Source organism: Mycobacterium saskatchewanense, from assembly GCF_010729105.1.
In the GTDB taxonomy this organism is placed as follows: domain Bacteria; phylum Actinomycetota; class Actinomycetes; order Mycobacteriales; family Mycobacteriaceae; genus Mycobacterium; species Mycobacterium saskatchewanense.
The window spans coordinates 3,451,510-3,474,560 of record NZ_AP022573.1 but is presented as its reverse complement, the minus strand read 5'-3'; the positions used below and the strand labels follow the sequence as shown (position 1 = coordinate 3,474,560).

Genomic DNA, 23,051 nt, shown 5'->3' with positions numbered 1-23,051 from the left:
CGTAGCCGATCTTTATGAAGCGCAACTAAACGACGAAGGGCCGATGACTCCCGCGCGACAAGCGCTCGGGCTCGACACCAGGATCATCCTGCTGGCGGCCGGGCTGATCTTCCTCCTCGCGCTCGTTCTCGGCGTGTGGAAGTACCGGCAGATCATGGCCTCCGTCAACCATCGTGCGCATCCGTACGTCGACATCGCGCATCGGGCGGCGCTCATCACCGGCGAGCTCGGCGGCTTCGGGGTGCTGCTCGCCGGCTTCGTCGCCGGCCAGCTGGTGTGAGCCATGGCGGGCAGACTGGAGCCATGGACCCGGTAGCAGCGCTTCGGCAGATCGCCTACTACAAGGACCGCAGCCGGCACGACCCGCGACGCGTGATGGCCTACCGCAATGCCGCCGACATCATCGAGGGCCTGGACGACGCCGAGCGCGAGCGGCACGGGCAGGCCAACAGCTGGCAGTCGCTGCCCGGCATCGGGCCGAAAACCGCGAAGGTCATCGACCAGGCGTGGTCCGGTCGCGAGCCCGACCTGCTGGTCGAGCTGAGATCCTCGGCCGAGGATCTGGGCGGCGGGGAGATCCGCGCCGCGCTGCGGGGTGACCTGCACCTGCACTCGAACTGGTCGGACGGATCGGCGCCCATCGACGAGATGATGGCCACCGCGGCCGCGCTGGGCCACGAGTACTGCGCGCTCACCGACCACTCACCACGGCTGACGATCGCCAACGGCCTGTCGCCGGAGCGGTTGCGCGCGCAACTCGACGTGATCGACCGGCTGCGCGACCGGTTCGCGCCGATGCGGATCCTCACCGGGATCGAGGTCGACATCCTCGAAGACGGTGGTCTGGACCAGGAGCCCGAACTGCTGGAGCGCCTCGACGTGGTCGTGGCGAGCGTGCATTCGAAGCTGTCGATGGATGCCGCGGCGATGACCCGGCGCATGGTGCGCGCCGTGTCCAATCCGCACGCCGACGTGCTCGGCCATTGCACCGGCCGGCTGGTCTCGGGAAACCGCGGCATCCGGCCCGAGTCCCAGTTCGACGCCGAGGCGGTGTTCACCGCCTGCCGCGACCACGGCACTGCGGTGGAGATCAACTCCCGTCCCGAGCGGCGCGACCCGCCGTCGCGGCTGCTGAACGTGGCGCTGGAGATCGGCTGCTTGTTCAGCATCGACACCGACGCCCACGCGCCCGGCCAACTCGACTTCCTCGGCTACGGCGCCCAACGCGCGGTCGACGCCGGCGTCCCCGTCGACCGCGTCGTCAACACGTGGCCGGCCGACAAGCTGCTGGAGTGGACCAGGCGCAACTGAGGTCTCAGACGCGCACCGTCTCCGCCGTTTCCGACGCCTGCCCATCGCTGCGTACGCGGCCGTGTGCCACGTTGGCGCCGGCGGCGGCGAGGACGAGGAGCGCCGCCTCGGTGAACAGCACGACCGCCTGCCGGGGCACCGCGAGGGTATCGGTCGGTGCCAGACCGCCCCTGCCATCGTCGCTCCCGCCAGGAAGCCCAACAGGATTGCGGCCAGCACGTGCCCCTCGTAGCGCCAGGGGTTGGCCGTGTTCATGTCCAGCTGGGTGGTGATCGCCGTCAGGTCGCCGACGGCAACGCCAGAATCAGGAGAGCCACCGCGTTGACGAGGCCCGCGGAAACGCGAGCACGGCACCGTAACCGAGGAGAAGGCCTTCGCGGGGCGGGCCGCTGTTCCGGGCTTTGTCCGGCGGCGCCAACGTGTTCAATTACTCCCTTTCCGGGCCGGGCGTTCGTGTCAGCTTATGAGCGGGCCGGCCCGCTCGCCCGGGTCGCGGACCATCTCAAATGAAGCTCATAACCTCGAAAAGGTATGAACGGCAATGGATTTGATTTGACGACGAGAGGCCCCTCAGTCGGGCAGTGTCGGCATCTCTATACCCAAATCGCGGCCCACCAACACTCCGCGCGTGAGCGCGGATTTACCGAAGCGTTGACGGACGCGGTCGACCGCGGCGTCTACCTCTTGAGATTCGCCGTGCAATGGCAGCATCAGCTGCTGCGCGCCGGTGCGGTCGATCCCCGATACCGAAAACCCGACCAGGGTCAACCCGCGCTCGGCGATCAGCGGCGCGGACGAGGCGACGAGCCGGCGGGCGACGGCCAGGATGGGCCCGGTCGACGAGGTCGCCCACGGCAGGGTGTGCGACCGGGTCGCCCGGCTGAAGTCGTCGAAGCGCAGGCGTAGCACCACCGTGCGCCCCGTGCGGCCGGCGGCGCGCATTCGTCCGGCGATCCGATCGACCAGGTTGATCACAACTGTGTCGATCTCGGTCGCCGACATGGTATTGCCGGTGCGCCCCAGCGCCCGCTGAGCGCCGATCGACCGCCGGCGCACACCGGTGGTCACGCGCCGGCGGTCGATGTTGCGCGACAACGCGAACAGCTGGCGGCCCATCGCCGCGCCCACGAGCGATGCCAGGGTCGCCTCGCCCAGCTCCGCGACCGCGGCCACCGTCTCGATCCCATGGGCGTGCAACTTGTCCGCGGTCACCGCGCCCACGCCCCAGAGGCGACGCACCGGCAGCGGGTGGAGGAAGGCCAGTTCCCCGTCGGGCGGCACCAGCAGTAAGCCGTCGGGCTTCGCCTCCTGGCTGGCCACCTTGGCGAGGAACTTCGTCCGGGCTACCCCGACCGTGATCGGCAGCCCGGCGCGTTCGCGCACGTCGGCACGCAACTTCTCGGCGATCTGGACCGGGGTGCCCGACACTCGTGCCAGGCCACCGACGTCGAGGAACGCCTCGTCCACCGACAGCGGCTCGACGAGTGGTGTGCAGTCGCGGAACACCTCGAACACGGCGTCGCTGGCGCGCGTGTAGGCGGCCATCCGAGGCGGCACCACAACGGCCTGCGGGCACAGCCTCCGCGCTTGCGCCCCGCCCATGGCCGTGCGCACGCCGAAGGCCTTGGCCTCATAGCTGGCCGCCAGCACGACGCCGCCGCCGACGATCACGGGGCGACCCCGCAGCGTCGGGTCATCGCGCTGTTCGACGGAAGCGTAGAAGGAGTCCAGGTCCGCATGCAGGATGGATGCGTCACTCCGCACGAACATATGTTCGCACGGCGCCGTGACAAGTTACGGGGCTTCGCCGTAGATGCTGCTGACCCAGATGTGGGTAAGGGTGTCGACGACCCGTTCGGGGTCGACCGCCGGGGTCTCGGCGGACAGGGCGGCCATCATCGTGCGCTCGTTCATCTGGTTCAGTGACGTGGCCAGGTCCGCGGCCGGAATGGTTTCCGGCGCGGCGCCGCGGGACCGTTCGGCGGTGATCATGGCCGCGGTCTGGTCGATCCATTTCTGCATGAAGCCCGACCAGACCGTCCGCAGCTCCGAGCTGGTGGCCAGCGCCTCGGTCGCGGCGCGGGCGAGCTTGCGGTGCGTGCTGAACGCCGTGAAAAACGCCTTGATGCCGTTGCGCCATACCCGGCGTGGGTCGGCGGGCAACCGCTGGATCGCACCGTCGAACTCCGCGTCGGCTTGCGCGATCACCGGCTCGAGTAGCGACAGCAGTACCGCTTCCTTCGACTTGAAGTAGAAGTAGAACGTGGGTCGCGACAGGCCGGCGCCCTTGGCCAGGTCGTCGACGGAGATCTCGGCGAAAGCGCGTTCGTGCAGTAACCGTTCGGCGGTCGCGATGATGGCCTGCTCCCGGTCGTCCCCGGAGGGGCGCAGGGAGCGGCGGCCGCGCAGTGCGCGGGCTTGGCCGGCGGAGGTCACCCGTGCGACTTTACAGGGTGTCGAAACTCTCAACACCCTGTTGACCGACTCGACACCGCGTTGATAGCGTGACCGCATGACTGAGCACCTCGACGTAGTCATCGTCGGCGCTGGTATTTCGGGCGTCAGCGCCGCCTGGCACCTCCAGGACCGTTGCCCGTCCAAGAGCTACGCAATCCTCGAGCGCCGCGACGATCTCGGCGGCACCTGGGACCTGTTCAAATACCCGGGCATCAGGTCGGACTCGGACATGTTCACCCTCGGATTCCGGTTCAAGCCGTGGCGTTCGGCGAAGTCGATCGCCGACGGCCCGTCGATCAAGGCCTATATCAGGGACGCCGCCGTCGAGAACGGGATCGACCGGCGCATCCGCTACCGCCACCGCGTGCTGGCCGCTGACTGGTCCGACGCCGACAACCGCTGGACCCTGACGGTGGAACACGACGGCCAGCGCAGCGACATCACCTGCTCCTTCCTGTTCGCGTGCACCGGCTATTACAACTACGACGAGGGCTATTCGCCCACGTTCGCCGGCGCGGACGACTTCGAGGGCACGATCGTGCACCCGCAACACTGGCCGGAGGACCTCGACTACGCGGGGAAGAAGATCGTCGTTATCGGATCCGGCGCGACTTCCATCACGCTGATCCCGGCGCTGGTGAACTCGGGCTCCGGTCATGTCACGATGCTGCAGCGCTCGCCGACCTACATCGGTTCGCTGCCGGGTGTCGACCCCTTCGCCGTGCGGGCCAACCGGCTCCTGCCCGACCGCCTGGCGCACTTCGCGAACCGGTGGAAGGCGATCGCCTTCAGCACCTTCCAATACCAGCTCGCGCGGAAACGCCCCGCCTACATGCGCAAGACGCTGATGACGATGGCCCAGCGCCGCCTGCCGAAAGGCTACGACGTCGAGAAGCACTTCGGACCGCGGTACAACGTGTGGGACCAGCGGTTGTGCCTGGCGCCAGACGGCGACTTCTTCCGGACCATCCGGCACGGCAAGGCCGATGTCGTCACCGACACCATCGACCGGTTCACCAAGACCGGGATCAGACTCACCTCGGGGGAGGAGCTGCAGGCCGACATCATCGTCACGGCAACCGGTTTGAACATGCAGTTGCTCGGCGGGGTGACACCGTCGCGCAACGGTCAGCCCTTCGACCTGCCGTCCCTGATGACGTACAAGGGCCTGATGTTCTCCGGCGTCCCGAATTTCGCCATCACCTTCGGGTACACGAATGCCTCCTGGACGCTGAAGGCCGACTTGGTCTCCGAATTCGTCTGCCGATTGCTGAACTACATGGACGCCAAGGGCTTCGACACCGTGGAGCCGCTACACCCGGGCGCCGACGTCGACGAACTGCCGTTCATGGACTTCAATCCCGGCTACTTCCAGCGGTCCCAGGACATCCTGCCCAAGTCCGGGTCGCGCGCGCCGTGGCGCCTCAAGCAGAACTACCTGTTCGACATGCGGACCATTCGGCGCGGGAAGGTCGACGACGAGGGGCTCAAGTTTTCTAGGAAGCGCGCGCCGGTACCCGCTTAGGGGGCGACGACGACGATCCCGTCGTCGTCGCTGTAGGCGGTCTCGCCAGGCACGAATGTCACCCCGCCCAGGCTGATTTCGACCCCGCGTTCCCCGGCGCCGGTCTTGGTGCTCTTGCGGGGATTGGTGCCCAGCGCCTTGACGCCGATGTCGATGCCGCGCAGCGCCGCGGCGTCACGCACCGCCCCGTTGACGATCAGTCCGGCCCAACCGTTGGCGCGGGCCAATTCGGCGATGACGTCGCCGACCAGGGCGGTGTGCAAAGAGCCCGCTCCGTCGATGACGAGAACCCCGCCCGCGCCGGGCTCGGAGAGCACCGATTTGAGCAGGGCGTTGTCTTGGAAGCAGCGCACGGTGGTGATCGATCCGGCGAACTCGGGGCGGCCGCCGAACTGGCGGAACTGCACGTCACAGCTGCGTACGTCGGGCCCGATTTCGTCGACGAGGTCGGCGGTGGGCCGGAAGGACACGCCCACGTCAGCGGCGCCGCAACTGCCGGATCAGCAGGATGGCCAGCAGGCTGACGCTCAAGGCGACGATCAGCGGCAGCGGGGACTGGCCCAGCGCCGAGGGCGAGACGTCAGGCGAAACTGGGTTCTTGGCGGCTTCGACGGTCGATTTGGCTTGTGCCGCGGCGTCCTTGGCGGCCGCGGCAAGGTCACCGTTGGTCTCGATCCGCTGCTGAGCGCTGAGCACCGGCTCGCCGGGCGGCGCCGGCTCCGGCGGTGGCGGCGCGGCCTTCTTTGCCGGCACCTTTTTGGCGACCGCCTTCTTGGCGGGGGCCTTCTTCGCAGGTGCCTTCTTAGCGGGCGCCTTGGCGGGGGCTTTCTTCGCCGCCTTGGCGGGTGGCTTCTTCTCCGGCGGCGCCTCCGGGGGGAGGGCCGGTGGGGTGGAAGCGCCGTCGGGTTCGCTGTTGGGTTGGTCCTGCGGGTCTGCCATGCGGCCGCTCCTTTGCGCCTTCCTGGTCGCGCACCGAAAAGTAACTCGCTCCCATCATGCCAGGAGGCACCCGGGCGCCTCGGCCACCGGTCAGGGTCTGCGGCGCGCCGCCCAGAAGGCACCGGCGGCGACGAGCGTTACCGCTACCACCACAAATGGCCAGACCGGGAGCGCGCCACCCGTGTCGGTCCCGACGGCGGCGGGTCCGGGCGCGCCGGTGCCGGGCACGGTCAGGCGAAACGACCAGGAACCGGACACCACGTGGCCGTCCGCGGATGTCACCCGGTAGTTGACCGTGTATGTGCCGGCCGGCCCAAGTGGCCGGAGGCCGACACTCACGATCGCCCCTTGCACTGCCGGCTCGCCGGTGGACCACACGTTGCCGTCCGGGCCGACCACCGTCATGGCCGCGAAGGTGGTTTGCAGCCCCTCGTTGAAGGTTGCGCTCACCCGGGACGGGCCGGAGGCGAGCTCCGCGTTGTCCGCCGGGTCAGCGGCGACGCGGACGGCGTGCGCCGATGCGAGCGGGGCGCACAGCGTGGCGATTGCCAGCAGGGCGCCGACCCACGCCGCCACCGCCAGGCGTTTCACGAGCGCCGGCGGATCAGCACCAGGAAGACGGCGGCGGCCGCCACGACCAGGGCCGCACCGCCCAGGAGGCGGGCGGTGTTGTCCGCAGGCTTCGACGCGTCGGGCGCGGAAACGGTGCCTGCCGGCGGCTGGTGTTGGTGCGGCGCCGGCGGGCCCCCCGCGAGCGTCAGCACGGGCGCGGGGTGCTCCGGCTCCGCGCCGCCCGACAAGGGCGGTTGATCCCATTTCACGACGGTCCCGTCGGAGTAGCTCTGCGTGGCGGGAAAGCTGACCGTGTCGGCGTCAGGTAGCTGCACCGAGATCCGGAACAGGCCGAACTGGTCGGTACCGATGCCGCCGTCGGGCACGGCCGTCCAGGTCACCGACCGCACGATGCCCGCAGCCGCGTCCCGGTCCAGCGTGACCGCCCAGCCGGGCAGGTACTCGGCGCTCGCCGACGTCAGGCTGGGAAGGGCGACGGTCAGCGCGGTGGTCCTGGCGCCGGTGTTCGACTCGTTGGGCACCTGGAAGGTGACGAGGGCCCGGGCGCCGCGCGCGGCGACGTCGCTGCTGACGTGCACATGCGCCCAGGCCGCCGGTGTTCCCACGGCCAAGCCGACCCCGAGCACCATGGCCGCGGCGGTCAGCGCGCGCCTGATTCGTCCCACGGGCGCCGCGGTCAGCTCAGGCCGAGCCGGGCCATCAGGTCCGCCTCGATGCCGTCGAGTTGCGATGAGATGGCGGCGTGGGCCGCCCGCCGGCGCGCGGCGGGCATGTTCTCCGCGGCGGTGACGGCAGCCGAGAGATCGGCGAGCCGCTCGGTGATCGCGGTCACGAACTGCCGGGTCTCGGCGTCCTTGGGCTTCTTGTCCTGCACCATCTGCAGCGACTTCTCGGCGCCGGCGATCCGGGCCGACAACTGGGCCCCATGCCCGGAGAACTGGCCGATCTGCGCCAGCGGGACGCCGAGCTGGTCCGCGCGCCGCTGGTCGGCCATCGCGCGGGCGGCGATGGCCGCCCGGTAGATCACCGGAGTCAGGATCGGCGCGAGCAGCCGGGACACCGTCAGCAGCCGGCGGATGCGGGTGGGCGACAAAATCTTGCCCTCGCGCGCGGTCTTGAGCTCGGTCTCGGCCACTTTCAGCGCCGTGCGATCGCTTTCGCGCTGGGCCTTGATCTGCGCTCGGAGCGCCTTCTCCGCCGACCGCACCTCGCTCTTGATGCGCCGGGCCTCATTCTTGGCCGACAGCCTGGCTTCCAGCTTGGCGCGGGCCTTGATCGCGCGGGCTTCGGCGCGCAGCGTCGCGCGACTCTTTCGCTTGCGGAACAGGCCCATTCCCGGCCGCCTCCCGGTGATATCGCTGGCTCAATGTGGGTCGAACTCGCGTGTGCGCTCGATTCAAGCAACCCTAATCGGGAGGGGCGGAGGGCAGCCCGCCAGGGCGGGCTGCCCAACCGGTCGCGGTCGCGCTAGACGCCCGCGTGTTCCGCGCGGCGAAGCTCGTCCACGCGTTCCGCGAGCTCCTCCCGGGCCTCGGGAGACAACTCGGCGGCGGCCAGCGCGATGCGGCGCACCCCGTCGTTGCGCATGGTGGCCCACCACGACAGTTCTTTGTCGAGCTTCTCGTAGTACTCGTCGTCGGTGAAGTAAGCCGGCTTGATCCGGAAGAAGTTGGCCAAGGCGGACATGGTGGCCGCCGACGGATTAGTGCGGTTGCCGGAACGTAGCTGGGACAGGTAAGGAGCCGACATCGTAACGCCCTCCGCCTTGAGAGCCGCGATTACCTCCGCGGAGGTGTGCGGTCCGCGCCCCGGCGGATACACGGTGTCGAAGAGGCGGTTCAGGCGGGCAGAAAACGTCGTGCTCATCGATATGACCTCCACTGGGCTATAGAAGTGAACTATTACCTAGGTGTATTAGCTGATCATGGTAGCGACGGTTTGTCGTTGCTACCAGGTGCAAACGCGATCGGCTCCGGTACGGACGTAGCTGGCGCCGACCTATTTCGCACGTGACGAGCGTCCATCCGATTCGCTGAAGTGTCCACCGAATGGGCGAAACTCACAGGTTATCCGCAGAATTAACGTACCTGCCGGATGTGGCGGGCCACCCTCGCCGGAGCCGCCGGAAAGGCCCGACGGAGGGTGCTGGGCAGTCGCTCCGCAACCGGCGAGCAAGTCGGAGTTTTCCGCACGTTTTGACGGCGTCCTTTGCTGCAAGGTCTGCAACACGCGCCCAAAACGGGGTTGAGGTTCAGTGAATCACTCACAGGGATACCTCTGGGGCCGGCTCGTCGGCGAAGCGCGGGAGGCGGACTGTTGTCGTCGGCTCCTCAGGTGGAGCCCGGAGGTATGGTCGGCGATGGCGTGTCCGCCCTGCGCCGCCGGCGAGTTTGCGCTGTGGCGGTCGTCGCGATGGTCGCGGCCCCAACTGCGACCACGGCGGTCACGGCGATCGCCACCGAGCGCCGGCCCAACGCGTTGTCCAACGGGTTGGCCAGGGCGTGTAGCAGGCGTTCCGGAAGGCGTCGGTGCAGAAGCGTCCCCACGCCGATGGCCGGGGCATCGGCAACCACCATGCCCACCGCGGTGCCGATCCACACGCCGGCCCAGTCGTGGTCGCTGCCAACCTCACCGTCGCGAGCGTCGTCTTGTCGCTCATTTCGGCGAGCACGTGCGAAACGGGGTTCGCCATCTGCCGAGACGGCTTCGGCCGCCGTCGCACCCCCGCGCCAGGCCCATCCCGCGAAGATCAGGAACGCGACGGCGGACGCGAATGCCATTGGCCGCGCGGCCAGCGTGGCGCCCAGGAAGTGTCCCGATCGTCAGATACCCCGTGCACTCCGAACGCGGCCACCGCCACTCCGAGGAGCATGACGCACCACCGGTACCGCAGCGCGTACGCCATGGTGATGAGCTGCGACCGGTTGCCGAGTTCGGCGAGGAACACCACGCCGAGGCTGAGGAGTGTGGGTGCGAGCATCGCGGGTCTCGCCCGCCCGGGGTCCGGTTCGCCGGCCGCGTCGCGCGCCAGTATGTCGGCCCGACGGTTGGGGGCTACTCCCCTTCGCTGATGGTGTCAGGCTATCGGGCCGGTGCGGCGGGCACCGGGACGGTGGTCAAGTTCGGGTGCCCGCATTCGCGGATTCGCTCGCGGTGATTCAAGCCGCTAGCAGCATCGCCAGAATCGCCGTGTCGGGATGGCTGATGGGGTCGACGCCAACGCGACTCACCATGGAGGTGATGGTGCCGTCGGCCTCCGCCTCCACCCAGGCGGCCCGGTGCTCGAGACCCAGGTAGGGCAGTCCGGGCAGCAGCACGCAGCCCGACGCCGCGCCGCTGCATTCCGGCAACGACGGCGTGGTCTCCGATGGTGGGTGCAACATGAGCAGGGCCGGAGGCTGGTGATCGGCGAAATAGCCTGGCTGGATGGCGGATTCGCCGAACACCGTACCTTCTGCCAGCACCAGGCCGACGGTGCCCGGCTCGGGTTCGTCGGGCAGCTCCTCGCGGGCCCCGAACACCGTTGTGGTGGAAAGCAATCCGGGCAGGGACGCGACCCGCACCGCGACCATCAACAGCTGGGCCCATTCCTTGGTCGAATCCGGCCAGCGGCCGGAGATCACAAACCCTTTCAGGGCACCACGAGAATGGAAGGGGGATACCCCTATTGGCCGTTCTGAGCCAGTCTCCATCTAGACCTCCGCGCGACGCCTCAACCGAATAGCCACACGCTCGAATAGTTAAGGATGCCTGCGGTTTATGCGCCGTGCAACCCGACACGGCCGTCGGAGGTTGGCCGAACGGTCAAAGGGCGCCACGCGCAGCGCGTGACGCCCTTTGCCTTGTCCGGGATGCTCAGGTCGAGATCAGGCCCGAGGCCTTCGACGTCGCGGCGGCGTATCGCGCCTGCACGTCCTCCCAATTCACGACGTTCCAGAAGGCCTTGGTGTAGTCGGCCTTGACGTTCTTGTACTGCAAGTAGAAGGCGTGCTCCCACATGTCGATCAGCAGCAGCGGAACGGCCCCCAGCGGGAAGTTGGCCTGGTGGTCGTACACCTGGAAGGTCAGCAACCTGTCGCCGAGGCTGTCGTAGGCGAGCACAGCCCAGCCGGAGCCCTGAATCCCGTTGGCAACCGCGGTGAACTGCGCACGGAACTTGTCGAACGAGCCGAACGCGTCGTCGATGGCGGCGGCCAGATCGCCGGTCGGCTTGTCACCACCGTTGGGGGACAAGATCTTCCACCAGACGGTGTGGTTGACGTGACCGCCCAGGTTGAAGGCGAGGTTCTTCTCGTTCAGCAGGATGGCGCTGTGATCGTCCTTGCTGCGCGCCTCTTCAAGCGCAGCGACGGCGGAGTTGGCGCCCTTGACGTAGGTTGCGTGGTGTTTGCTGTGGTGCAGCTCGTTGATCTGGCCGGAGATGTACGGTTCCAGCGCTCCGTAGTCCCAGTCCAAGTCGGGCAGGGTGTATTCAGCCACGGCATTCCTTTCTTCGGTTATCGGTCTAAAACGCTCATCGGCCCAAGCCTGCCACGCGGAGGCCAGCCACAATCAACCCTGCTCCATGACTGCGCGCTCCGCAAGAACGTCCGCCGTCCTCCGAATACCCGTTCGGCCGGGTTTCAAGACAAGACGGGTTTCAAGACAAGACGGGTTTCAAGACAAGACGATGATGGCCAACACCGCGAGCAGGGCCAGCGCGATCAGACCGGCGCGCACGGCGGCGATGCTGTAACTGTGATTCCACGCAGGCGAGCCGGAATACGACTTCGACTGGGCCGGCGAACCGGGACCGAACGAATGCGTGGCCATCAAGCGCCTTTCACCTGCTCGTTCACCTCGGCTTAGTGAGGTGAGTCACAACAACGGGTCGGATCGCGATCATAACGCGTTGTGGTCGGCTTGAAAAATGTGGCGCGCAATAGGGCCGCGAACTGCGGTTTCGCGGCGGTGCCTGGGGCGGCCGGCGGCCGGGGGCGGGGCCGGCCTTGCCCATGGGCGTCCATATCCACGGATGGTTAGACAGGCAATCCATTTCGCTCGCGCATCGATATCGCTTGTTTATGGCACGCCGGTACCAAGGGGCGTGTTATCCACAACGGTGGCCCCTGTTGGCCGGTAGAGGCTGTATTGAGGGCCCGCATACCCCGCCGCGTGTTGTGGATAAACCTGTGGAAACTGTGGATAGTCGTCGGTGTTCGGGTGATTGCCGACGCATCGCCGAGCCGCCCCGGCCGCCCCGGGTTCGGAGCGAGTCGAGTGACCGCCGCGTTGCCGGGGAGTGCATTTGCCGCCGGGCTAGTCTGGTCCGGTGATCCAGGTGTGCTCCCAGTGCGGCACTCGGTGGAACGTGCGCGAGCGGCGCCGCGAGTGGTGTCCGCGCTGCCGGGGCGCGCTCATGGCGCCCCTCGCGGACACTCCGCCCGCCGATCCTCGATGGAGCACGTACGGGGGGCCGCCGCCCGCGGCACCTCCCCGGCCTCCCGGCCCGTCCGCCTGGCAGCGCACAACGCCGCGGCTGCCGGCGGGCTATCGCTGGATAGCGGTGCGTCCGGGCGCCGCGCCGCGCACCCGCCGGGGACAGCGGGCCCGGGGGCCCACGCCACGGTATGCGGTGATGCCGCGTTGGGGGCTTTCCGACCGTACCGAGCCGGCACCCACGACGGCCGGGAAACCCACCCGCCGGGGCCCGTCGGCGGCCGGCGTGCGCGCCGGCTTGTTCGCGGGGGTGCTGGTGCTCGGCCTCACCGCCCTGGTCTACGTGGTGCGTTACGTGCTGCTGGTGATCAACCGGACCATCCTGCTCAACTCGCTGCTGGCCATCGCCGCCGACTGGCTCGGGGTGGTGGCCAGCCTGGCCTCGATCGCCGCGGTGGCCACGTCCTGGGTGCTGCTGGTGCGGTGGTTGATCGCGCGGCGGGCCGCGGCCTTCTCGCACTACGGCATCCCGGAACCGCGGTCCGCGCGGGCTCTGTGGGCGGGCTGCCTGGTGCCGCTGGCCAATCTGTTGTGGGCCCCCGTCTACGTCATCGAGTTGGCTGCGCTCGAGGAGCATTACGCCCGGCTGCGCAGGCCGATCCTGCAGTGGTGGATCGCCTGGATCCTCAGCTACGTCGTGTCGATCTTCGCGATCGTCACCAGCTTCGCCACGGATGCGCAGGGGATCGCGAACAACACCGTGCTGATGGTGCTCGCTTACCTGCTCGCGGCGACCACGGTGGCCGCCGCGGCCCGCGTCTTCGAGGGATTCGAGCGCAAACCGGTCGAACGGCCGGCTCACCGGTGGGTCATGGTGGGCTCCGACGGTCCCGCTCGGCCCGACGGGGAGTCGACGCGCCGAGACGCCGCCCGTCCGGTTGAGTTGAAGGGGCAGGAACCGGCAGCATAGGGATTATGACGTGGGCCGACGAGGTGCTCGCCGGGCATCCGTTCGTCGTTGCCCATCGAGGCGCGTCGGCGGCTCTGCCCGAACACACGCTCGCCGCCTACGATCTCGCGCTCAAAGAGGGCGCGGACGGGGTGGAATGCGACGTCCGGCTGACCCGCGACGGTCACCTGGTGTGCGTGCACGACCGCCGGCTGGACCGCACGTCGACCGGCGCCGGTTTGGTCAGCACGTCGACCCTCGAGGAGCTGCGGGAGCTGGAGTACGGCGCCTGGCACGACAGCTGGCGCCCGGACGGCACCCACGGCGATACCAGCTTGCTGACGCTCGATGCTCTGGTCTCGCTCGTGCTCGACTGGCACCGGCCGGTCAAGCTGTTCATCGAGACCAAGCACCCGGTCCGGTATGGCTCCCTGGTGGAGAGCAAGCTGCTGGCGCTCCTGCACCGCTACGGCATCGCCGCGCCGGCCTCGGCTGACCGGTCCCGGGCGGTGGTGATGTCGTTTTCAGCCGCCGCGATGTGGCGGATCCGGCGCGCCGCACCGATGCTGCCGACCGTGCTGCTCGGCAAGACGGCCCGCTACCTGATCAGCGGCGCCGCAACCGCCGTCGGCGCCACTGCCATCGGGCCGTCGCTGGCGGCGCTGAAGGAGTATCCGCAACTCGCCGACCGTGCGATCGCCCAGGGCAGGGCGGTGTATTGCTGGAACGTCGACGAATACGAGGACCTCGCATTTTGCCGGGACGTCGGGGTCGCGTGGCTGGCCACCCACCACCCCGGTCGCACCAAGGCGTGGTTGCAGAAGCACCCCGCCGGCGAGAGCAGCGGTTAGCGGTCGCTATTGCGCCTCGTCCGGGGCGGGCACGGGGCCGTCGGAGGATAGCGCTTCGAACAACTTGGCGGCTTCGTCGTGGTTCCACACCACCACCGACCCGGCGTCGCTGCTGGTGAATTCGCCGATCGGGACCGTCATCGCCTTCTTCGACCCGCGCAGCGCCCACCCCAGGCGGGCCAGATCCCAGACGTGGTCGCCGCGGTCGACGGTCAGGGCGCCGGCGGCGGCCCGCGGCGCCGTGTACCAGCGCCACGGGTTGAGGTACACCGCGGGGCTGGTGGCCCGGTGCAACAGCGCCGACATGAACTCCCGCTGGTGCACCATCCGGTCGAGGTCGGCCCGCGGGGTGTCGCGTGTCCGGACGAAGCCGAGCGCGTCGCGGCCGTTTACTTGCTGGCAACCGGCCGGCAGGGCGATGCCGGCCAACGGGTCGTGCAGCGCCTGCGTCGGGCACACCGTCACCCCGCCGAGCGCATCCACCAGGCCGGCGAAGCCGCCGAACCCGATTTCGGCGTAGTGGTCGAGGCGCAATCCGGTGGCCTGCTCCACCGTCTGGGTGAGCAGGGCGCCCCCGCCCGCCGAGAACGCGGAGTTGATCTTGTCCTTGCCATACCCCGGGATCGGTACGTAGGAGTCGCGCGGGATCGACACCATCGTCGGCGGCGTGCCGGACCAGAATTCCGGGACGTGCACCAGCAGGATCGAGTCGGTGCGACCGTTCCCGATGTCACCGCCGGTGGCCAGGTCGCGCTGCTGCTCGGCGGTCAGGCCCTGGCGACTGTCGGAGCCGACGAGCAGCCAGTTGGTCCCACGTCCGGGCCCCGGCCGGTCCGGGTAGTCGGTCAGCACCGCTTCGCGGTGCAATGCCGTGTCGAACCACAAACCGCCGCCGACGAGGCCCGCCGCGGCGAGCAGCGCTCCGATCAGCACCACGGCCGCCGCCGCACGCAACCAGCGTCGGATGCCGCGGGTCCGGCGCGCCATCGGCGCCACGGGCGGGGGTGGGGGAGCCGGCCGCGTCGACGGGCGGGCCTGCCGAGGGGGTGCCGGCGGCCGGGGGGCAGCAGGTCGGCGCAGCGGCATCGTGCGGGCGTCGGGAGGAGGGGCGGCCTCGCGGCGGATCACCTGCGAGGGTTCCCGGCGGGCGACGGGCGGCCCGACCGGTCTCCGAGGCTGTCGGCGTTCCGGAGTTCGGTCGCCGTTCACCCGCTCAACTTAGGGTATCGGCTAGCGGCGGGCCCGCAACCCGTTGATGAAGGGGCAGCCCATCAGCACGCGGATGGCTTGCCTCAGCCCGGCCATGTCCGACACCGGTTTGTGGAACGGCAACCGCACGTCGTGGTCGCCGTCGTGGCGCTCCACGCGGAAGCGCATGCCGTAGCGGTCGATCCCGAGCGGGCGGACCTGCCCGCGCCGCAGCTGCGGGGGCAGCCGGGACACCAACCGCGTCACGATGTCGTTGTGGGCAGTGTCGAGGTGCCACAGCAGCGTCGACTCGATCTCACAGAACGGGTCGGGCCGCGCCGCCAGCAGGTCGGCGACGTCAACGGGCTCGGCGCCGGTGGCGTCGGTGACGACGACCGACGCGATGTCCATCCGCAGCAGCGCATAGCGCGGCTCTCCCCCGGACCCGACCGACTGTGGCGTCTGGACCTGAAGCAACGCGGGGTTCGGGCACCGGCTGGCGATGTGGTCCAGCAGCGGTGGCACCGCACCGGCCGGGACCTCGTGCACTCTGCCGCGCACCCACACCAATGAGCGGACCGGCTCGCGCAGCGGGAGCGGCGCGTAATCGGTGAGCTCGAGCAGTGCCTGGGAGCCGGAGGTCCCGGGCGAGTGCTGCACCGGCAACGCGAGGGCGAACGATCCGTCGTCCAGGAGGTGATGCAGGGGCAGGGCGACGGGGTCCTCCCGCTCGATGGCAAGGAGCGCTCCACCGGCCCGGGCGCAGGCGCTGCGGATGCGTTCGGCCGTCGTCGGCGCGGAGTGGGGCAGCGGGGGCAACGATCCTCCTCTAGTTAGGCAAGCCTAAGTTAACTCAGGTCTGGGGATGGCGCAAGGAGTGTTCCGCGCGACGCGCCATTAGGGTTGGGGCGTGATCCGCATCGCTTATCTCGGTCCGGAGGGGACCTTCACCGAGGCGGCGCTGATGCATATCGCGGCCGCCGGCCTGGTCCCCGAACAGGGTCGCGACGCGGAGGTTCGGAAGTTGCCGATCGACAGCACGCCGGCGGCGCTGGACGCCGTGCGTGACGGTGGCGCCGACTACGCGTGCGTCCCGATCGAAAACTCCATCGACGGATCCGTGACGCCGACGCTGGACAGCCTGGCGATCGGCTCGTCGCTGCAGGTGTTCGCCGAGACGACGCTCGATGTGGCGTTCAGCATCGTGATCAGACCCGGCTGCGACGCGCGGGACGTGCGCACGTTGGCCGCCTTCCCGGTGGCGGTGGCCCAGGTGCGGCAGTGGCTCGCCGCCGAGCTGCCCGGCGCCGAGCTGCGGCCGGCGTACTCGAATGCCGACGCCGCGCGGCAGGTGGCCGACGGGCACGCCGACGCCGCGGTGACCTCGCCGCTGGCCGCGACCCGGTGGGGCCTGCCCGTCCTGGCCGACGGCGTCGTCGACGAGCCGAATGCGCGCACCCGCTTCGTCTTGATCGGGCCGCCGGGGCCGCCGCCGCCGCGCACCGGCACCGATCGGACGTCGGTGGTGCTGCGGATCGACAACAGCCCGGGCGCGCTGGTGGCCGCCCTTGCCGAGTTTGGCATCCGCGGCATCGATCTGACCCGGATCGAGTCACGACCGACCAGAACGGGGCTCGGCACCTACGTGTTCTTCGCCGACTGCGTCGGCCACCTCGATGACGGCGCCGTCGCCGAGGCACTCAAGGCGCTCCACCGTCGTTGTGCCGACGTGCGATACCTGGGTTCCTGGCCAACGGGCTCGGCCGCCGGAGTGCTGCCGCCGCCGTCCGACGAGGCGTCCCGGTGGTTGACGCAGCTGCGGGAGGGCAAGCCCGAGCAGAGGTTCGAGCCGTGAGCGGGCGGCTGGTGCTGTTGCGCCACGGCCAGTCCTACGGCAACGTCGAGCGCCGGCTGGACACCCGGCCGCCCGGCGCGGAACTCACGCCGCTGGGCCGTGACCAGGCCAGGGCGTTCGCGCGCGGTTCGGGGCGGCCCGCGTTGCTGGCCCATTCGATCGCCACCCGCGCCTCGCAGACGGCCGCGGTGATCGGCGCCGAGCTCGCGGTTACCGCCGTCGAGGTGGCTGGCATTCACGAGGTGCAGGTCGGTGAGCTGGAGAACCGCAACGACGACGATGCCGTGGCCGAGTTCAACGCGACCTACGAGCGCTGGCACCGCGGCGAACTCGACATCCCGCTGCCCGGCGGAGAGACTGCCAACGATCTGTTGGATCGCTACGTGCCGGTGCTGACCGACCTGCGCATGCGCTACCTCGACAACGACGACTGGGATGGAGACATCGTCGTGGTCAGCCATGGCGCGGCGATCCGGCTGGCGGCCGCGGTGCTCGCCGGGGTCGACGCCGACTTCGCGCTGGACAACCATCTCGACAACGCCCAATCTGTGGCGCTCGCTCCGATCACCGACGGGCGGTGGAGTTGCGTGCGCTGGGGGTCGTTGACGCCGCCGTTCTACCCCGAGGCCCCGGGGGTAACCGCCTCCCCGGTCGCGGACGCGGTGCGCTCCGGCACCGATCCGATGGGGTGACGTCCGGTCAGACGGCCAGGCGGATCGACTCCACACAGTGACCGCAGCCCACGGCGTCGCAGTCGATGACGAAGGTGTGCGCGACCAGTTCGGGGCTGGCGCAGTCGGGTTCGGTGCACTCCCAGCGGCGCAGTGAATGGCGAATGATGGTGCCGTGACAGTGGTCTAGGCCCGCCTGGCAGTCGCGGCAGTCAGCGCTCATAAGCCGTTCATAGCACCGGGCGCCGACAATTCGCAGCTGCCGCGCCGTCAGGCCCAGCCCAGCTCCGCCAGCCGGTCGTCATCGATGCCGAAATGGTGGGCGATCTCGTGGATCACCGTTATCGCGACCTCCTCGACGACGTCGTCGTCGGAGCCGCAGACGTCCAGCAGTGCCTCGCGGTAGATCGTGATGGCGTCCGGCAGGTATCCGGAGTATTCGGAGTCGCGTTCGGTCAGCGCCACGCCCTCGTAGAGCCCTAGCAGTTCGGGGTCCTCCGGGTGGCGGTCCTCGACCAGGATGACAACGTTGTCCATCGCCGCCGCCAGCTCGCGTGGGATCAGGTCGAGGGCGTCGGAGACCAACTCGTCGAACCGCTGCGGGTCCATCCGCACGGACACCGGCTAGCCACCCGGGGCGGGCTGCGGTGCCTCGGGCGCAGGATTGGCCGGCGGCGCTCCTCCGTCCGGGGGCGGGGCGGCGCCGTCCCCCGGGGGCGGCGCCTCCTGAGGCGGCGCCTGCGAAGCCGGGAGCGGCGAGGCGGGCTGCTGCGGGACTTGCGGGGCCGGCTGCTGTCCCGGGAGGTGCTGGTTGTTCGGCGGGATAGGCGGCGGGGCGCTGGGCTGACTGGCCGGCGGCTGAGCGGGAATCTGCAGGGGGACGGGCGGCAGAGTGAGCCGCTCCTCGGGGATGTCCGGCGGCGGTACCGGCGGCTGACCGTTGATCAGCAGCTGGCCCCTGGCGCTGTTGACCAGGGTCGCCCAGCCGCCGTTGCCCAGGGTCGCGCCGATGCTGCACGCGACCTCCCGGCTACCCGCGGTCCAGCTGGCCAGCGAGACGGTCGGGTAGATCAGCGTCAGGGTCGTGGTGCGCAACTTGACGGGCGCGAGGTAGGCGTCCGTCATCTTCGTGCACGCATCCTTGATGAACCCGTCCTGCTCGGGCTCGGCCGGCAGGGCCCCGGGAAACCGCTCCGCCAGGTTGACCGTGCCGGTCACCTCCATGGCGTGCGGGGCCGCACAGTCGACCGGCACGTCGACCGGCTGATTGGTAGTCGGATCGATGCCCAGGCAGGTGCCCGACGGCCAGATTTTGGACTGGTCGACGTCGGCGACCTTGCCCTTGAACGCCTGCTGCTGGTTGTTGGTGCCGGGCATCTGCAGCCCGCACAGCATGCGACGGTCGCCCGACTGGCGCCACGCCCGGTCGCCGGGCCACAACAGGCTGACGGTGAACTTGCTGTTGGGATCGAACTTGGGGCCGAGGTAGCTGCGGACGGCGGTCTCGCACTGCTCCTGGGTGATCTGTTGAATGCGGGCGGGCGAGGGGGGAGCGGCGTTGGGCCCGTACTCCGAGCCCGGGAACGTTCGCATGTCGATCGACTCGGCCACCTCGAACTTGTGGTCGTCCGCGCAGTTGACGATGCGGGCCGACTCGGGGGTCGCGTCCGGCCACATCAGGCATTCGCCGCTGGTGGCCCGGTTCAGGGCGGCGTCGCTCTTGGTGCCGGTGGTGGGCACGGGGTTGCTGTCGAGGTAGCCGGCCAGCCGCCCCGGGCCGGTGCCACCGACCGGGATCGCGGTGACCAGCCCGGCGATCAGCAGTCCCCCGAGCGCGGTCAGCAGCAGCGCCCGCCGCGTCGCCCTCGCCTGCAAACTGTGCGACCACTGGAAGCCGGCCGGCTGCTCCGCTCGCTCTCCGGAAAAGGCGGGCGCGCTGGCTTCGGAAACTTCCGTCTCGGGCGCTTGGGTCATCGGCTCCATTCTGACAGGGCCAGCTAAGAGCTGTGACAAATGTTGCAGATGTGTGTCCTGGGATCATGGACGGGGGAAGCTGCCGACGCCGCGCCGCAGCGCCGAAAGTAGTCTCAGGGCCGTGATCGACCTGAAGCTGCTCCGGGAAGACCCCGATGCCGTCCGCCGTTCCCAGCTCAGCCGCGGAGAGGACCCGGCGCTGGTCGACGCCCTGCTGGAGGCCGACGCCGCCCGCCGCGCCGCGATCTCGTCCGCCGACACGTTGCGCGCCGAGCAGAAAGCCGCCAGCAAGGCCGTCGGGGCCGCTGCGCCCGAGGAGCGCCCCGCCAGGCTGGCGCGGGCCAAGGAGCTCGCCGAGCAGGTGAAGGCCGCCGAGAGCGCCCAGAGCGACGCCGAGGCGGCGTTCACGGCGGCGCACATGGCGATATCCAACGTCGTCATCGACGGCGTGCCGGCCGGCGGGGAGGACGACTACCGCGTCCTCGACACGGTCGGCGAGCCCCCGCGGCTCGACGAGCCGAAAGACCACCTCGAACTCGGGGAGGCGCTGGGGCTCATCGACATGCAGCGCGGCGCAAAGGTCTCCGGCTCGCGCTTCTACTTCCTCACCGGACGGGGCGCGCTGCTGCAGCTCGGCCTGCTGCAGCTGGCCCTGCGGCTGGCCGTCGAGAACGGCTTCATCCCGATGATCCCGCCGGTGCTGGTGCGCCCCGAGGTGATGGCCGGCACGGGATTCCTGGGCGCTCACGCGGACGAGATCTACCGGGTGGAGGCCGACGACCTGTACCTGGTCGGCACTTCCGAGGTGCCGCTCGCCGGCTACCACTCCGACGAGATCCTCGACCTGTCGGCCGGTCCATTGCGCTACGCGGGCTGGTCGTCGTGCTTCCGCCGCGAGGCGGGTAGCTACGGCAAGGACACCCGAGGCATCATCCGGGTGCACCAGTTCGACAAGGTGGAGGGGTTCGTCTACTGCACGCCCGCCGACGCCGAAGCCGAACACGGCCGGCTGCTGGGCTGGCAGCGCGACATGCTGGCCCGCATCGAGGTGCCGTATCGCGTCATCGACGTGGCCGCGGGCGACCTGGGCTCCTCGGCCGCCCGCAAATTCGACTGCGAGGCATGGGTTCCCACGCAGGGCACCTACCGCGAGCTGACGTCGACGTCGAATTGCACGACGTTCCAGGCGCGCCGGCTCTCGACGCGCTATCGCGACGACAATGGCAAGCCTCAGACGGCGGCCACGCTCAACGGGACGCTGGGCACCACCCGGTGGCTGGTGGCCATCCTGGAGAACCACCAGCAGCCCGACGGCAGCGTGCGGGTGCCCGCGGCGCTGGTCCCCTTCGTGGGCACCGAGCTCCTCGAGCCCGTCAGCTAGTGGCGATCGCGAGCGCCGTGTAGCCGGGCGCGGCGGATCGCCACCACTGTTTAGAGCACCTTCGTCAGCCGGCCGGGGGTGTGGCCGAAGGCCCGCCGATAGGTGTCGATGAAGGCGCTCGGTGTGGCCCAACCGCATTCGGACGCCACTGAGGTGACGTCGCGGCGCTCCGCCAGCAGGACGAGGGCGCGCTGGAGGCGGAGTTGGGTGCGCCATTGGGGGAACGTCATTCCCAGCTGGTCGCGAAACAGGCGGCTCAGGGTGCGCTGGCCGACGCCGATCCGGAGGCCGATCTGCTGCACCGTCAACGGCTCGGCCAGGGTGTCGGCGATCAGTGCGCAGGCCTGCCGCAGCCGGCGGTCGACGGGGGTGGGAACCCACAGCGGCTCCCCGTCGCCTGCCATCTGCACCTGGTCGTGCAGCACGGCCAGCATGCGGTGGTGCTCGGCGGTGTCGGTTGCGCCGGTCTGCGAGCACGCGATGATGAGTTCGCGCAGCAAAGGGCTGACCGCCAGCACCGCCGGCACTGCCGGGCCGCGCCGGTAACGGCCGGGATTGAGTGCCACGCCGTGAAACTGCGTGCGGCCGTGGAACTCATGTTCGTGCCAGCAGCCCGCCGGTATCCAGATCGCCCGATTCGCCGGCGTGATCCAGGTTCCCGCCGGGGTGGTTACCGAGACCGCACCCGAGGACGGGTAGACGATCTGGTGCATCGGATGCCGGTGCCGCTCGATCCGCGCGCCAGGCGCCAGCGCGAGCGACGAGGTCGCCGGCCCGTGGTGGCGGAATCCCGACATAACTCGGCAGAATATCGAAAGCCGACCCATGCCGTGGCCGCCTAACGTGACCGCTATGGCAATGAACCTTGTGCACCGGCTCCGCTGCAGCTCGACGGGATGGGCGGAAACGGTGGCCGGTCAGCTGCTGCCGTGGGCGTTGGACGAGGTCCAATTAGGCGCCCGCACACTGGAACTCGGGCCGGGCTATGGTGCGACACTGCGGGCCCTGATCGACCGGGCCGGCTCGCTGACCGCTGTGGAGGTCGACGCGGCGATGGCCGATCGCCTGGAGCGCCGCTACGGCGAACGGGCGCGCATCGTCCACGGCGACGGCAGCGCGACCGGCCTACCCGGCGACCACTTCTCGTCGGTGGTTTGTTTCACGATGCTGCACCACGTCCCGAGCGCACAGCTGCAGGACCGGCTGTTCGCCGAGGCGTTCAGGGTGCTGGAGCCGGGGGGCGCGTTCGCCGGCAGCGACGGCGTGCCGTCGTGGGCGTTTCGGCTGTTGCACGTCGCGGACACCTACAACCCCGTTGCCCCGAAAGACCTTCCCGCCCGCCTACAGGCCGCAGGGTTCGCCGACATCCGGGTTGAGGTGCGCGGTGGCCAGCAGAAGTGGCGGGCCGTCAAACCGGGGCGTGACGGGATGATCGGCTAGGCGTCCACCGTCTCGCGGGCCTGCTGGTGCCGGCGCTGCCGCTCGATGGTCGCGAAGTAGAAGGCGAAGGCGAACGCGAAGCTGGTGAACAGGCTGGACACGAAGTACAGCCACGGGTGCTTCAGCCCGCGGCGATAGCCGTCCACGATCGTAAACAGCGGCAGCAGAATCACATTCGCGATCGTGTAGTCCTGACTGGCGGAGTCCGCGGCCGGGTTGGTGAACATCAGCCGGATGTACTCGGCCCAGCTGCCGTGTTCGCCCCACAGCGGATTGGTAGATCCGTGCGAGTACTCGTGTACATAGGTGACGTTGAAGTACCAGCCCAGCACCACCGACGCGATACCGACCACGTAATACACGCCCTCCAGGGGCGAGAACAGCGGTCCGCCGGCCGGACGGGCGAACACCTTCTGATTCGACGCGACGATCCATCCGATGACGGAAAGGCCGAGAACTGCGTGGATGAGGAGCGACACCATGGCCGCAGTCTGGCCTGCTGCGCCAAGTTTTGTCAAT

The 23,051-nt window shown here is 69.4% G+C and carries 29 protein-coding genes; 9 read left to right on the top strand and 20 right to left on the bottom strand.

The window, feature by feature from the left end; genetic code table 11:
• Positions 1-43 precede the first annotated feature (43 nt).
• Both G6N56_RS16405 and G6N56_RS16400 read left to right on the top strand, forming a co-directional pair.
• Positions 44-280 (top strand): hypothetical protein, encoded by a 237-nt coding sequence (locus G6N56_RS16405; protein ID WP_085258455.1) that lies wholly within the window; start codon positions 44-46, stop codon positions 278-280.
• A gap of 23 nt (positions 281-303) precedes the next feature.
• On the top strand, positions 304-1,311 hold the full coding sequence (locus G6N56_RS16400) for a PHP domain-containing protein (protein WP_085258449.1): 1,008 nt from the start codon (positions 304-306) through the stop codon (positions 1,309-1,311).
• Between the two features lie 570 nt (positions 1,312-1,881).
• Here the strand turns inward: G6N56_RS16400 and dinB are convergent.
• Together dinB and G6N56_RS16385 are read right to left on the bottom strand one after the other, a co-directional pair.
• The gene (gene dinB, locus G6N56_RS16390; protein ID WP_085258448.1) at positions 1,882-3,081 is read right to left on the bottom strand and encodes a DNA polymerase IV; all 1,200 of its coding nucleotides are present in this window, start codon (positions 3,079-3,081) and stop codon (positions 1,882-1,884) included.
• Positions 3,082-3,105: 24 nt separating this feature from the next.
• Positions 3,106-3,747: a TetR/AcrR family transcriptional regulator gene (locus G6N56_RS16385; RefSeq protein WP_085258447.1), complete on the bottom strand. Its 642-nt coding sequence runs from the start codon at positions 3,745-3,747 to the stop codon at positions 3,106-3,108.
• 76 nt (positions 3,748-3,823) lie between these two features.
• On the opposite strand from G6N56_RS16385, the gene G6N56_RS16380 reads away from it, so the two are divergent.
• Complete coding sequence (locus G6N56_RS16380) at positions 3,824-5,293, top strand: flavin-containing monooxygenase (protein WP_085258446.1); 1,470 nt, start codon at positions 3,824-3,826, stop codon at positions 5,291-5,293.
• Here the strand turns inward: G6N56_RS16380 and rraA are convergent.
• From rraA to G6N56_RS28440, 11 genes are all read right to left on the bottom strand, one after another.
• Positions 5,290-5,769 carry a ribonuclease E activity regulator RraA gene (gene rraA / locus G6N56_RS16375; RefSeq protein WP_085258445.1) on the bottom strand — a complete coding sequence of 160 codons (480 nt, stop codon included), beginning with the start codon at positions 5,767-5,769 and terminating at the stop codon, positions 5,290-5,292. The genes G6N56_RS16380 and rraA overlap by 4 nt on opposite strands.
• A gap of 1 nt (position 5,770) precedes the next feature.
• Complete coding sequence (locus G6N56_RS29490; protein ID WP_085258444.1) at positions 5,771-6,232, bottom strand: Rv3852 family protein; 462 nt, start codon at positions 6,230-6,232, stop codon at positions 5,771-5,773.
• A gap of 90 nt (positions 6,233-6,322) precedes the next feature.
• Positions 6,323-6,823, bottom strand: a complete 501-nt coding sequence (locus tag G6N56_RS16365; protein WP_085258443.1) for a copper resistance CopC family protein — start codon at positions 6,821-6,823, stop codon at positions 6,323-6,325.
• Positions 6,820-7,434, bottom strand: coding sequence for a YcnI family copper-binding membrane protein (locus G6N56_RS16360; protein ID WP_085258454.1), 615 nt, complete (start codon positions 7,432-7,434; stop codon positions 6,820-6,822). The genes G6N56_RS16365 and G6N56_RS16360 overlap by 4 nt, the downstream gene beginning before the upstream one ends.
• Positions 7,435-7,481: 47 nt before the next feature.
• Positions 7,482-8,138 (bottom strand): DUF6474 family protein, encoded by a 657-nt coding sequence (locus G6N56_RS16355; RefSeq protein ID WP_085258442.1) that lies wholly within the window; start codon positions 8,136-8,138, stop codon positions 7,482-7,484.
• A gap of 134 nt (positions 8,139-8,272) precedes the next feature.
• The gene (locus G6N56_RS16350) at positions 8,273-8,671 is read right to left on the bottom strand and encodes a transcriptional regulator (protein WP_085258453.1); all 399 of its coding nucleotides are present in this window, start codon (positions 8,669-8,671) and stop codon (positions 8,273-8,275) included.
• A gap of 464 nt (positions 8,672-9,135) precedes the next feature.
• A complete protein-coding gene (locus G6N56_RS29815) occupies positions 9,136-9,585 on the bottom strand; it encodes a TMEM165/GDT1 family protein (protein WP_408632623.1) in 450 nt (149 codons plus the stop codon).
• Positions 9,555-9,785 carry a TMEM165/GDT1 family protein gene (locus tag G6N56_RS29810; RefSeq protein ID WP_408632622.1) on the bottom strand — a complete coding sequence of 77 codons (231 nt, stop codon included), beginning with the start codon at positions 9,783-9,785 and terminating at the stop codon, positions 9,555-9,557. Before G6N56_RS29810 ends, G6N56_RS29815 begins: the two co-directional genes overlap by 31 nt.
• A gap of 178 nt (positions 9,786-9,963) precedes the next feature.
• Entirely contained in the window at positions 9,964-10,497 is a 534-nt protein-coding gene (locus tag G6N56_RS16340; RefSeq protein WP_085258441.1) for a peptidase, read from the bottom strand.
• A 163-nt stretch (positions 10,498-10,660) separates the two neighbouring features.
• Complete coding sequence (locus tag G6N56_RS16335) at positions 10,661-11,284, bottom strand: superoxide dismutase (RefSeq protein WP_085258440.1); 624 nt, start codon at positions 11,282-11,284, stop codon at positions 10,661-10,663.
• A 177-nt stretch (positions 11,285-11,461) separates the two neighbouring features.
• Complete coding sequence (locus tag G6N56_RS28440) at positions 11,462-11,617, bottom strand: hypothetical protein (protein WP_169717559.1); 156 nt, start codon at positions 11,615-11,617, stop codon at positions 11,462-11,464.
• Positions 11,618-12,116: 499 nt separating this feature from the next.
• On the opposite strand from G6N56_RS28440, the gene G6N56_RS16330 reads away from it, so the two are divergent.
• Positions 12,117-13,193 (top strand): DUF4328 domain-containing protein, encoded by a 1,077-nt coding sequence (locus tag G6N56_RS16330; protein ID WP_085258439.1) that lies wholly within the window; start codon positions 12,117-12,119, stop codon positions 13,191-13,193.
• A gap of 5 nt (positions 13,194-13,198) precedes the next feature.
• Positions 13,199-14,023, top strand: coding sequence for a glycerophosphodiester phosphodiesterase (locus tag G6N56_RS16325; RefSeq protein WP_085258438.1), 825 nt, complete (start codon positions 13,199-13,201; stop codon positions 14,021-14,023).
• A 6-nt stretch (positions 14,024-14,029) separates the two neighbouring features.
• Here the strand turns inward: G6N56_RS16325 and G6N56_RS16320 are convergent, their stop codons facing one another.
• Both G6N56_RS16320 and G6N56_RS16315 read right to left on the bottom strand, forming a co-directional pair.
• Positions 14,030-15,232, bottom strand: coding sequence for an LCP family protein (locus G6N56_RS16320; RefSeq protein ID WP_163645129.1), 1,203 nt, complete (start codon positions 15,230-15,232; stop codon positions 14,030-14,032).
• Positions 15,233-15,253: 21 nt separating this feature from the next.
• Positions 15,254-16,030, bottom strand: coding sequence for a DUF2470 domain-containing protein (locus tag G6N56_RS16315; RefSeq protein ID WP_085258400.1), 777 nt, complete (start codon positions 16,028-16,030; stop codon positions 15,254-15,256).
• Positions 16,031-16,121: 91 nt separating this feature from the next.
• On the opposite strand from G6N56_RS16315, the gene pheA reads away from it, so the two are divergent.
• Positions 16,122-17,066, top strand: a complete 945-nt coding sequence (gene pheA, locus G6N56_RS16310) for a prephenate dehydratase (RefSeq protein WP_085258399.1) — start codon at positions 16,122-16,124, stop codon at positions 17,064-17,066.
• Positions 17,063-17,758 (top strand): histidine phosphatase family protein, encoded by a 696-nt coding sequence (locus tag G6N56_RS16305; protein WP_085258398.1) that lies wholly within the window; start codon positions 17,063-17,065, stop codon positions 17,756-17,758. The genes pheA and G6N56_RS16305 overlap by 4 nt, the downstream gene beginning before the upstream one ends.
• A gap of 7 nt (positions 17,759-17,765) precedes the next feature.
• Here G6N56_RS16305 and G6N56_RS16300 read toward each other — a convergent pair whose 3' ends face one another.
• Genes G6N56_RS16300 through G6N56_RS16290 form a run of 3 tightly spaced genes read right to left on the bottom strand, consistent with a single transcriptional unit; the run spans position 17,766 to position 19,720 of the window.
• The gene (locus tag G6N56_RS16300; protein ID WP_085258397.1) at positions 17,766-17,960 is read right to left on the bottom strand and encodes a hypothetical protein; all 195 of its coding nucleotides are present in this window, start codon (positions 17,958-17,960) and stop codon (positions 17,766-17,768) included.
• A 47-nt stretch (positions 17,961-18,007) separates the two neighbouring features.
• On the bottom strand, positions 18,008-18,358 hold the full coding sequence (locus G6N56_RS16295) for a metallopeptidase family protein (protein ID WP_085258396.1): 351 nt from the start codon (positions 18,356-18,358) through the stop codon (positions 18,008-18,010).
• A 3-nt stretch (positions 18,359-18,361) separates the two neighbouring features.
• Positions 18,362-19,720 carry a septum formation family protein gene (locus G6N56_RS16290; protein WP_085258395.1) on the bottom strand — a complete coding sequence of 453 codons (1,359 nt, stop codon included), beginning with the start codon at positions 19,718-19,720 and terminating at the stop codon, positions 18,362-18,364.
• A 112-nt stretch (positions 19,721-19,832) separates the two neighbouring features.
• On the opposite strand from G6N56_RS16290, the gene serS reads away from it, so the two are divergent.
• Entirely contained in the window at positions 19,833-21,092 is a 1,260-nt protein-coding gene (gene serS / locus G6N56_RS16285) for a serine--tRNA ligase (RefSeq protein WP_085258394.1), read from the top strand.
• Between the two features lie 50 nt (positions 21,093-21,142).
• Here serS and G6N56_RS16280 read toward each other — a convergent pair whose 3' ends face one another.
• Positions 21,143-21,889, bottom strand: a complete 747-nt coding sequence (locus G6N56_RS16280) for an AraC family transcriptional regulator (RefSeq protein ID WP_085258393.1) — start codon at positions 21,887-21,889, stop codon at positions 21,143-21,145.
• Positions 21,890-21,944: 55 nt separating this feature from the next.
• On the opposite strand from G6N56_RS16280, the gene G6N56_RS16275 reads away from it, so the two are divergent.
• Positions 21,945-22,532: a class I SAM-dependent methyltransferase gene (locus tag G6N56_RS16275; RefSeq protein ID WP_085258422.1), complete on the top strand. Its 588-nt coding sequence runs from the start codon at positions 21,945-21,947 to the stop codon at positions 22,530-22,532.
• Here the strand turns inward: G6N56_RS16275 and G6N56_RS16270 are convergent.
• Positions 22,529-23,014 (bottom strand): DUF2834 domain-containing protein, encoded by a 486-nt coding sequence (locus G6N56_RS16270; protein ID WP_085258392.1) that lies wholly within the window; start codon positions 23,012-23,014, stop codon positions 22,529-22,531. The genes G6N56_RS16275 and G6N56_RS16270 overlap by 4 nt on opposite strands.
• Positions 23,015-23,051: the final 37 nt, after the last annotated feature.

Bases quoted from the DNA above. Each gene is read 5' to 3' on its own strand.
- G6N56_RS16405 (WP_085258455.1), top strand. From the start codon at position 44: ATGACTCCCGCGCGACAAGCGCTCGGGCTCGACACCAGGATCATCCTG.
- G6N56_RS16270 (WP_085258392.1), bottom strand. From the start codon at position 23,014: ATGGTGTCGCTCCTCATCCACGCAGTTCTCGGCCTTTCCGTCATCGGA.
- G6N56_RS16400 (WP_085258449.1), top strand. From the start codon at position 304: ATGGACCCGGTAGCAGCGCTTCGGCAGATCGCCTACTACAAGGACCGC.
- dinB (WP_085258448.1), bottom strand. From the start codon at position 3,081: ATGTTCGTGCGGAGTGACGCATCCATCCTGCATGCGGACCTGGACTCC.
- G6N56_RS29810 (WP_408632622.1), bottom strand. From the start codon at position 9,785: ATGCTCGCACCCACACTCCTCAGCCTCGGCGTGGTGTTCCTCGCCGAA.
- G6N56_RS16340 (WP_085258441.1), bottom strand. From the start codon at position 10,497: ATGGAGACTGGCTCAGAACGGCCAATAGGGGTATCCCCCTTCCATTCT.
- G6N56_RS16380 (WP_085258446.1), top strand. From the start codon at position 3,824: ATGACTGAGCACCTCGACGTAGTCATCGTCGGCGCTGGTATTTCGGGC.
- G6N56_RS16325 (WP_085258438.1), top strand. From the start codon at position 13,199: ATGACGTGGGCCGACGAGGTGCTCGCCGGGCATCCGTTCGTCGTTGCC.
- G6N56_RS29490 (WP_085258444.1), bottom strand. From the start codon at position 6,232: ATGGCAGACCCGCAGGACCAACCCAACAGCGAACCCGACGGCGCTTCC.
- G6N56_RS16290 (WP_085258395.1), bottom strand. From the start codon at position 19,720: ATGGAGCCGATGACCCAAGCGCCCGAGACGGAAGTTTCCGAAGCCAGC.
- G6N56_RS16280 (WP_085258393.1), bottom strand. From the start codon at position 21,889: ATGTCGGGATTCCGCCACCACGGGCCGGCGACCTCGTCGCTCGCGCTG.
- G6N56_RS28440 (WP_169717559.1), bottom strand. From the start codon at position 11,617: ATGGCCACGCATTCGTTCGGTCCCGGTTCGCCGGCCCAGTCGAAGTCG.
- G6N56_RS16275 (WP_085258422.1), top strand. From the start codon at position 21,945: ATGGCAATGAACCTTGTGCACCGGCTCCGCTGCAGCTCGACGGGATGG.
- G6N56_RS16300 (WP_085258397.1), bottom strand. From the start codon at position 17,960: ATGAGCGCTGACTGCCGCGACTGCCAGGCGGGCCTAGACCACTGTCAC.
- G6N56_RS16360 (WP_085258454.1), bottom strand. From the start codon at position 7,434: ATGGTGCTCGGGGTCGGCTTGGCCGTGGGAACACCGGCGGCCTGGGCG.
- G6N56_RS29815 (WP_408632623.1), bottom strand. From the start codon at position 9,585: ATGGCATTCGCGTCCGCCGTCGCGTTCCTGATCTTCGCGGGATGGGCC.
- G6N56_RS16355 (WP_085258442.1), bottom strand. From the start codon at position 8,138: ATGGGCCTGTTCCGCAAGCGAAAGAGTCGCGCGACGCTGCGCGCCGAA.
- G6N56_RS16350 (WP_085258453.1), bottom strand. From the start codon at position 8,671: ATGAGCACGACGTTTTCTGCCCGCCTGAACCGCCTCTTCGACACCGTG.